Origin of the sequence: Nostoc sp. UIC 10630 (assembly GCF_010747425.1) — a bacterium.
Lineage (GTDB): Bacteria > Cyanobacteriota > Cyanobacteriia > Cyanobacteriales > Nostocaceae > Nostoc.
Genome location: NZ_JAAGOG010000257.1, coordinates 1 through 9348 on the forward strand (window position 1 = coordinate 1; position 9348 = coordinate 9348).

The 9348-nt window shown below is 39.8% G+C and carries 8 protein-coding genes and 1 pseudogene; 6 read left to right on the forward strand and 3 right to left on the reverse strand.

Annotated features, from left to right (window positions below):
* Positions 1 to 373 precede the first annotated feature (373 nt).
* From G1O98_RS33780 to G1O98_RS33795, 4 genes are all read left to right on the forward strand, one after another.
* Entirely contained in the window at positions 374 to 586 is a 213-nt protein-coding gene (locus G1O98_RS33780) for a hypothetical protein (RefSeq protein ID WP_163937852.1), read from the forward strand.
* Between the two features lie 196 nt (positions 587 to 782).
* A complete protein-coding gene (locus tag G1O98_RS33785) occupies positions 783 to 1964 on the forward strand; it encodes a phosphotransferase (protein WP_163937855.1) in 1182 nt (393 codons plus the stop codon).
* Positions 1965 to 2043: 79 nt separating this feature from the next.
* A complete protein-coding gene (locus G1O98_RS33790; RefSeq protein ID WP_163937857.1) occupies positions 2044 to 3135 on the forward strand; it encodes a T3SS effector HopA1 family protein in 1092 nt (363 codons plus the stop codon).
* Positions 3136 to 3534: 399 nt separating this feature from the next.
* Positions 3535 to 3945, forward strand: a complete 411-nt coding sequence (locus tag G1O98_RS33795) for a 2TM domain-containing protein (RefSeq protein ID WP_163937860.1) — start codon at positions 3535 to 3537, stop codon at positions 3943 to 3945.
* Positions 3946 to 4329: 384 nt separating this feature from the next.
* On the opposite strand, the pseudogene G1O98_RS40405 reads toward G1O98_RS33795, so the two are convergent.
* Positions 4330 to 4476 (reverse strand): annotated as a pseudogene (locus tag G1O98_RS40405) (TIGR03792 family protein); the annotation flags it as partial.
* 134 nt (positions 4477 to 4610) lie between these two features.
* Here G1O98_RS40405 and G1O98_RS33800 point away from each other — a divergent pair.
* Positions 4611 to 4934, forward strand: coding sequence for a phasin family protein (locus G1O98_RS33800; protein ID WP_012409359.1), 324 nt, complete (start codon positions 4611 to 4613; stop codon positions 4932 to 4934).
* A 78-nt stretch (positions 4935 to 5012) separates the two neighbouring features.
* Positions 5013 to 5534, forward strand: coding sequence for an FKBP-type peptidyl-prolyl cis-trans isomerase (locus tag G1O98_RS33805; RefSeq protein ID WP_041565406.1), 522 nt, complete (start codon positions 5013 to 5015; stop codon positions 5532 to 5534).
* A gap of 75 nt (positions 5535 to 5609) precedes the next feature.
* Here G1O98_RS33805 and dnaB read toward each other — a convergent pair whose 3' ends face one another.
* Complete coding sequence (gene dnaB, locus G1O98_RS33810; protein WP_163937863.1) at positions 5610 to 8510, reverse strand: replicative DNA helicase; 2901 nt, start codon at positions 8508 to 8510, stop codon at positions 5610 to 5612.
* A gap of 163 nt (positions 8511 to 8673) precedes the next feature.
* Positions 8674 to 9132, reverse strand: coding sequence for a 50S ribosomal protein L9 (gene rplI, locus G1O98_RS33815; protein ID WP_163937866.1), 459 nt, complete (start codon positions 9130 to 9132; stop codon positions 8674 to 8676).
* Between the last annotated feature and the right edge of the window lie 216 nt (positions 9133 to 9348).

Here is a 9348-nt window from a genome sequence, read left to right on the forward strand (position 1 = left end):
TAGCTTGACTGCACACATCGTCAAGTCCTTCAGCGATGCTGATACTTGGATTTAATTTGTAGTTTACTACTGAGCTATATTGCTCTGTGGAACTTGTTGAATTAGCGATTAAGCTGTGTATTGCTTAATCGCTCTCAAATCTGCTGTAATAAATAGCTTTGAATAAACCGATATGATTAATAATCAGCTTTCTTTATTACCAAAAATAACGATAGCCTATCGGATTAAGCAATTTACAGCTTCATCAATATCAATCATAGCAGTTGATCAATTTTATTAATTTTTTCCTGACTACGAGTGAGATGATTAAGTAATTGATGCTTAATTATTCTCATATTGACTAATTGATCAATGTTTTTGGGAATTGAAATCCATGTCAAGAATTACTATTTATGATCTTCATGTCGATGATTCAGAAGGTTTACTCATAGATATTAGCAACATAGATTACATATCTATATATGCTGGTGCAGATGACGATATTGCTCAGATTCTTAACTATGGTTTGAAAAATCTTCAATTTGCATTGTTGGCATTTACTATCCATGAAGTTGCAGAGTTAGCAAAATCATTCAATACTCAATAGTGAATCGATTCAAAAAGTGCAAAAATACTGGAGTTGTTTTAAGATTTTATTGATTGATTCGTACATCCGGAAACAATAGGTATTGTATGACAATCTCCACATAGCGATGTAGACATAATAGATGATCAATCTATTAAGAATGTCTTCTAATTACGCAAGAATTTTTAGTTGTTAACTTTGACGATTAACTGAAGCTATGACATCATTCTTATTGAGTTCTCAAAATGCTTTTGATTACCTGATTCTTCAGGGATTATGTACTCAAGATGAAAAGTCTTTAAGCAAAATAGAGCTAAAACCTGCTAAAAACTTTAACTTATTAGTCAGCTTACCAGATGAACGGAAACTCCTAATTAAGCAAGAGCCTTACAAACGAGAGGGAAGGACTGCTGGCGAATTTTTCAAAGAATGGCGAGTTCACAATTTTTTGCAAACTTTCCCAGAACTAACCGACATTCGCTCATATTTTTCGGAAGCAGTACATTTTGATCCTGAAAATTCAATCTTTGTTTTCAATTATCTAACTAACTATCGGGATTTGATGGATTTTTATGTGGAAAAGAATTTGAATTTATTTCCCGTAGAGATTGCCAGGGTAGTTGGAACTACTTTAGCATCAGTCCATCGCCTATCTATTGACCGTCAAGACTATCAGGAGTTTTTCCAAATATTCAACCAAGGAACTCCTAATCTGAATCTTGGCATAGATAGAGTTACCCCGGCAGTTTTTGGCAAGTTGCCCACCGATGGACTAAAATTTTTGTCTCTTTATCAACGTTATGATAGCTTAGGACAGGCGATCGCAGAGTTGAGTAATGCCTTCACTCCCTGTTGTTTAACCCATAACGATCTGAAACTAAACAATATTCTCCTCTCCCTGAATTGGGAAGAAGCTGCTTTTAATGAATCGTCCTCAGATGATAGTCTTATTCGATTAATTGATTGGGAACGTGGCGCTTGGGGAGATCCAGCTAGTGATTTAGGAACACTGATAGCCAGCTATCTACAACTTTGGCTACACAGCATGATTACTAGTAAAACAATGGCAATTCAAGAGTCTTTACGTCTAGCAACAACTCCTCTACATTTGCTGCAACCTTCCATTAGAGAGTTGGTAATTGCTTATCTCTCTGTTTTCCCCGAAATTATAGAACATCGTCCTGATTTTTTACAGAGAGTTATGCAGTTTTGCGGTTTCGCTTTGATTAAATCTATTCAAGCCAAACTCCAGCACGAAAAAACTTTTGGTAATAAGGGTATTTGCATACTCCAGGTTGCTAAGAGTTTATTATGCCGTCCAGAAGCATCGATACCAACAATTTTTGGTGTAGATGCATCAGCCCTCTCTCCCATTAACTTATCTCCTGCTTCAAAATAAATTCCAAGTCAACAAGGGGACGCAAACATTTTTTGTTTGTCTGTCCCTATATCTCCACATTATTGACAGGCAAGTTTTTATGCAACTATTAGATTCGCTGGGAAATCAACTGTCAGAGATTCCAGAGTTATTGGAGACATCACTACAAGATATCGCTCATAAGGTTGAAATCCAATCTCACCACTGTATTAGACATCCAGATTTTGGTTCAGTGGAAGTACCAGAATCATTAGTCTCTCACTTTCAGCAATTATCTTTAGATTTTCAAAATAAGTTTTTGAGTTATCAACTACGTAGTTTACTTTACGCCCTCTACTACAACGGCTCATCGAAAAGTATTTTGTCATCCAATGCAGAAGCAACGAATTTGGGTTTGAATCAAAATCTCGAAAACAATACATTATTTGGCGTAGATATAGCTTTTTACGATCGCTTGCATGAAAATAACAGAGGTGTAGGCTACTGGAGTCATGATTGGCTGGTTATAAAAGAAGACATCGATGGTACTTTGGTAGTGTATAAAAACGATTTAAAGCTGTACACTGAACCCGATAGCTTACAACAAGCGGCTAATATCGGTGACTCGGTAGCAATCAAAATGCCTAAGAATCTTGTACAAAACGGATTTTATATGGCAGTTGCTAATGCAGCTATGGCTCGAAATTATCAAACTCTGGTACGTGTCTACTTCAATTTGACTCCTGAAGGCTCAGTTGCAGTCATGAACGATTTGACTACCCAACTCAATGCTATACCTATTGCTTTCTCATTTAAAGCATTGTATAACCCTTCTGAGTATGGGCGTTACGACTCAGCAGTGCTTTATTTTGATAAAAAAGACTATGAACTTGTTCGTCCAGTCATAGAGAGAGTATATAAAGAAAATCAAGTGTATTTTCAGGAGCAAGTACCTTTATTTACCAAGTTTATAGCACCAGGGTTAGCGATCGCTGAAGAACCAGACCGTAAATTTGGCGACCAAGAAAGTTTTGGTACACATCGATGCCAAATTGTTGCTAATGGTTTGCTTGAGGCTTGGCATCTAGGTAATGATACGCCAGAGGATAGGATAGCAGCAATTCTGCGGCATTTCTCATTATGGGAAATTGAATTGCAACGTCCTTACCTCAATGCAAACTCGGATGATATCTACACTCCCTTAAATCTCTGAACTGCCGAATATGATACTCATGATTTCTGATTGAAAATCATATTTTCGCTCACTGAATTTTAGATTTCAAATAACAAGACTTGGGATTTAAGCATTAACTCGTAATAGGGGGCTTAAGTTCCAAGTCTTCTTAATACACTTAGTTTTATTCCTCTTTTATCAACGCAAAACTATACGTTTTAGGGGCAATTCATGAATTGCTCCTACGCGAAAATAAGGGTTTAGGTATTGACAAATACAGTAGCCCTAAATCAGTTGTGAGAAAATAATAAGGTTGTGAATGTCACTAAGTATTGGGTGCAAAATGTGGAGACGTTCGCTAACTGAATTGAACGAAGCCTATTGAAAACTTCGTGAAATCAAAAGCGCATTTACACACAAACTTATAAGGTAGTTAAAATGACTTACGATTCAGAAGATGTGCAAAAAATCCTTGAAATAGCACTCACCCGGAAACAGGAAGGTGAATTTTCACGAGAACAGCTTATAGAAATGGCATCTGAATTAGGTATTTCTTCTGATATTTTGGAAAAAACTGAAAAAAAGTGGTTAGTTCAGCAAGAAGAGGAACGCTCACGACGCACATTTAATACTTTCCGACGCAGAGCTTTTTGGGGGCATTTTGTTTCCTTCCTGGCAGTAAATTTATTTCTCATTCTCTTGAATTTAATCACTAGTCCTGGTTATTTTTGGGCTATTTTCCCAGCATTAGGATGGGGTTTAGGATTATTTTTTCATTGGTGGAGCGTTTATCAGAGTAAATCAGAGGATTACGAGATTGCCTTTCAGAAATGGCGTTCACAAATTTAACTAAAATTCAAGTCGGATTATGATAATTTTTTGGGGCGATCGCTTCACTAGTCACTGTGACAAAAGTTGAACTACCCTCAACAATTAGGGGTAAAGCGGCTTTCCGCAGGATATTGCCCCTATTTGTCTAGTTAATTGGGATGCAATACTTCTCGCTTTGTGCATTTTTAACTCGGAATCGGGTTTGGGAAAAGGGAAAAGGGAAAAGGTTAAAGGTTTTTTCTTTCCCTTTACCCTTTTCCCTTTAACCGAGAAGTATTGAATTGGGATGGTGGCTGAATTTACGCTGTACTTCATTAGTGGCTGTGACGGAATTTTACTTACCTTCAAACAAAGGGATTTTGCCCCTTGTTTTGGTTAATTGAGACTGTTCGCCATAACTTATGTAGGATAGTTGAGGTTGATCCAGACCTCTTTACCGAGAAAACCAGGATATTCAGCCAGCGCTGTTGTTCAAATTTGCGTGTCTTTCTGGATAAAATTTTCCCTTAAATGCGGGGCAGCCTCAAACTTGAGTAGTTCTATAATCACACCCTACGATCCTGTGTTTGCTAATTTGCCAAAATAGAGATGTAGGCTAGAAGAACTACGCTTTTCGCATAGCTTGATTGCCTACACTCAGGAGCAAGGGTCAGCTGCTTTGACACAAGTAAGAGGAAGGGAATATGGATAACAACAACTGGTTACAACAGCTAATGATGATGGGTCTTGGCACAACGTCTTTAGTAGCAGAAAAACTGCGCCAAGTCAGCGATGACTTGGTTAAAGATGGTAAGCTCAATCCTGAGCAAGCTAAGGCAGTTATAGATGATATTGCCCAGCAGTTAAAGTCGGAGCAGGGAAACTGGGATGTCCAAATGCAACGACAAATGCGAAATATGATGCAAGATTTAGGCGTAGCTAGACAGTCGGAAGTGGACGAACTACGGGGTAGAATTGACCGTTTAGAGCGGCAGTTGCGCGATTTGGAAAATAAGCTTTGGCGTTAAGATGTCCTTTCTGATTTAAACTAATTGTGTCCTATTGGTAATCTTTTTGCCAGGATACTTAAGTAAGGAGAACTGATTTTGAAACCAATTTTCCTCAGCGTGGCGTTCATGCTGGTGTGTGTTGTGCTTTTGGCTGTGGGGCAAGTAGGCAGTAAACAGAATACTGCCATTGCTGCCCAGTTAACCCAAACGCCGCCAGCGGCCACAACTGTAACTGAAAACAATATCTTAATTGCGAGTAATACTATGTCTGACGCTAATGCCGTAACCACTCCGTCTGGATTGAAGTATGTGGAGTTAAAAGAGGGGACTGGGGCGACTCCTCAACCAGGACAAACGGTTGAAGTTCACTATGTCGGCACTCTAGAAGATGGTACTAAGTTTGATAGTTCACGCGATCGCGGCCAACCCTTCAGCTTTAAAATTGGTGTAGGACAGGTAATCAAAGGTTGGGACGAGGGAGTTAGCACGATTAAAGTAGGCGGTCGTCGTAAGTTAATCATCCCATCTGAGTTAGGCTATGGCGCTCGTGGTGCTGGTGGCGTGATTCCACCCAATGCAACTCTAATTTTTGATGTGGAATTGCTGGGAGTTAAGTAAAGATTGGGGCATTGGGCATTGGGCATGGGGCATTGGCTTTTCCCAGTACCCAATCCCCAGTCCCCAATTCAACGGCTAAATTTTTAAATTTTGAAACTTTGTAAACTGTGGATTAAACAAAAGTTTCGCTGTCCCTGTAGGCCCGTTGCGGTGTTTAGCTATAATTACTTCTGCAATGCCGCGATCAGGAGTATCGGGAGAGTAGTATTCATCGCGGTACAACATTATTACTAAATCCGCATCCTGTTCAATCGAACCTGATTCTCTCAAATCTGACAACATCGGACGCTTATTAGTACGCGCTTCCACCCCTCGACTTAACTGAGATAAAGCAATAACTGGTACAGATAATTCCCGCGCTAAACCTTTGAGTTGACGCGTAATTTTTGACAATTCTTGAACTCGATTATCGCCTGCTCCTTCCATCAATTGCAAGTAATCTATTACAATTAATCCTAATTCAGTTCCAACTTCCGCTTGCAGCCTTCTTGCCTGACTACGCATTTGTGTAACTGTAATATTCGGCGTGTCATCAATATAAATTGGCATCTCGGAAAGGATACCAATAGCACGGCTTAAAGGTTCCCATTGTGTTTGACTGAGGCGACCAGTTCGCAGATAACTACTTTCAATTTGTGCTTCACTAGCTAATAAACGTTGTGTCAATTGCTCTTTGGACATTTCCAAGCTGAAAAAAGCAACTGGTAATTTATAAGAAGCAGCTATATTATGAGCAAGGTTTAAGCAAAAGGCTGTATTGTGTACACAGATATCATTAGCAACAAAATTGTGTGTTTCTGGAATTGTTAAGTCATAAACCTGCTTGTTACCCATTGACTCAATCGCAACTATTTCATCCCAATAAACATCACTGGTTGCTAACTGTTGAAGTGGTAAATTATCTAAAGCTGTAGCTAGTATCCAAAGCCTTTCCCGCTTTAGGGCACGTTTACCAACATGCATATTTGTATAACCTTGAATCCCTGCATGTCTAGCTAAATTACTCCAAGTTTCATTACCTTTTGCTAATGCTATTTGTTCCCAAATCTCTACAGGTATCAAGTCACGATTGGTTTGATATCTTTTTTGAGATATTGCTGCTGCAACTTTTTCTATTGCTTCTTCTTTACTGAAGATACCTATTTCGGCGATAAAGGTTTTAATAGATAAGGCATCAGTAATATCTAATTGCCACGCTGTCCTTCGGGTGTTTTTATACTTAACAGACCGTTTTTTGAGAGATGCAATAATGCCAAATCGTAATAAAAGATGTTGAATTTGTCTGGCTAGTTTTTCGCTGACTGTTGCATAGCCTAACTGTGATTGACCGCTAGTAAGCAGTGCAGCCCATCCATCAGTAGCAAAGAGACGATTAAGGAATAAGGCTATTTGCGATCGCTTTAACTTAAAAATGATGTTTGGTATAGTTTTAGAATGAGCATCTTTGCCCCACAAACCTAATTCTTCTAACCAAAGCGTTAGCGAATTCTTCCGAGATTTGCTCATGCAGGCAAATCCATAAGATACAAACTCTTCTGACTCTAATTGTAAAATTTCGCATAATAGCTCAAAAGTTTCTAAATTTGGTACACAGACTCCTTGCTTCCAAGCGCAAAGTAAAGTAGGACTGACTCCAATTAATTGACTTATTTCTTTTCCTGTCAATGAGTGTGATTGAATCGCTAGTTTAAAACTTTCAGCAAAAACCTGTCTTTGACTAGCAATAAATTCTAAATCTCCTCGAACACAAAGTGATGGTGTGCGTTTTCCTTGAGAAGTTTCCCAACGCATTGTTAAACCATCAAAATCCGCAACTGCTTGCAAAAAATCGGTTTGCAGTAATGAATTACCATTTGTAAATCGTGGAGTGCAGTTAGTTAAGCCGCCATCGCCAATTAAATAAGCTAATAACTTGACTTCGCACTCGCGCATAGAATGTGAGCCAAACACATCTATTTTTCGCGGGATAGCGATTTTATCACCAACTTTCAGATTTTCTAGTTTTTGCCAGCCTTTGATAGTCAAATACGGGTGGGTGATTGTAGTTTCAATAGACCTACCTAAGCGAGTTGTTACCCGAAAAACTGGTTTGATACCATCATCTACAAATGCACAGGGTTGAGTAAAGGTAAATTTCCAGTCATTATTTAACGTCAATAATGAACCACTTGTGTTGAGCATCTCGGCTCCGCTCGTTGGCGTAGCCTCTCGTAGAGATGGAACCGGAGTCGAAACATGATGTTGTTTATATAATTCTTCAATTGTGGTAATTGTTCCATCTGCCAAAACTATTTCTGAATCATGGCTAAGGCATTTCCCCATTGATGGCCTGCCCGCGACAATAATCAAATCAGAGCGTTGAAAGCCACTGGTCATGGCATCTAAATCATAAAATCCGCAGGGAACACCAGGTAAGGCGATACCTTGATTTCGATCCTCAATATCCTGGAAATTATTAATTAGAGTATCAGAAATGTGAACTAAACCCGACTGGGGACGCTCTTGGGTTACGCCGAATACTTTCTGTTCTGCCTGATCTAAAACAGTTGGTAACTCGGTTTCTGTCTCATAACCAAGATGTACAATTTCATTGCCAGCTTTAATTAACTGCCGCCGCAGGTATTTTTCCATCACCAACCCTGCGAGGGCATCGATGTTCACGGCTGAGACTGTGCGGTCTACCAGAGTTGCTAGTTTATTTCTGCCGCCTATGCGGGTAAGCATCTCATGGTCAGTCAGCCAACTTGTGACTGAAAGCAAATCTGTGGGTTTACCTTGGGTGTGGAGCCTTACAGCTGCCTGATAAATATCTTTATGGGCGCTAATGTAAAAAGCTTCGGGAAGGAGGCGATCGCTAACTCGACTAATCGCTTCTGGATCTAGCAAAATACCCCCCAAAATCGCTTCTTCGGCCTCAATATTTTGTGGGGGGAGGCGATCGCTACCATCACCTTTAAAATTCAGTTCTTCAGCCATAAACGATTTTAGTTTTGACGATTTTGCTAGCCGGGAGTATGGGAGTTATGCAATTTTAGATTTTAGATTTTAGATTTTTTCTTCAATCAAAAATCCAAAATTCCAAATCTAAAATTGGCAGAGTCAGGAATTGTTACCCCTGCTCCCTCGTCCCCTTTCTGAGTTAACTAGCGACGACTTGAATATCGATTTGTGCCGCTACATCAGAATACAGCTTGATTTCGGCTTGGTAAGTACCAAGGTGGTTAATATCAGGGATGGTAATTCCACGCCGATCCACTTCTTGACCGGTGGCTGCCTTAATTGCATCTGCAACATCTTGGGTGGTGATAGTACCGAAAATTGCTTCGTTTTCACCAACTTGCTTGGCAATTGTCAAGCTACCAACTTTTTCAAGAGATTCTTTTTGCTCAAGAGCTTGTTGTCTGAGTTCTAATTGCCGTTGACGCTCTTGCTCACGACGGCGTTCTACTTGCTTGAGAATACCAGGAGTGGCATTAGTTGCCAATTTTTGGGGAATCAGATAATTACGAGCGTAGCCGGGAGCTACTTCCACTAAGTCGCCAGATTTCCCCAGCTTGCTGATATCTTGATTTAAAACTAACTGTACGCGTTTCGCCATCGTTTTTCCTGTAAAATCTGATTAATTTGGGTAAGGCTTGATAGCTCACAATGTCACTGCTGTATTCCAAGCTTCTTTGCCTACACCCTAAAGCTTACAGATCGTAGCGAAAGGAAGGGTGCGATCGCAACTATTCCCACTAAAAAGTTGAAGGGAATGGAGAATGGGCAAGAAGCAAGGGGGCAGGGGGCAGGGAGCAGGGAGCAGGGGAAGCAG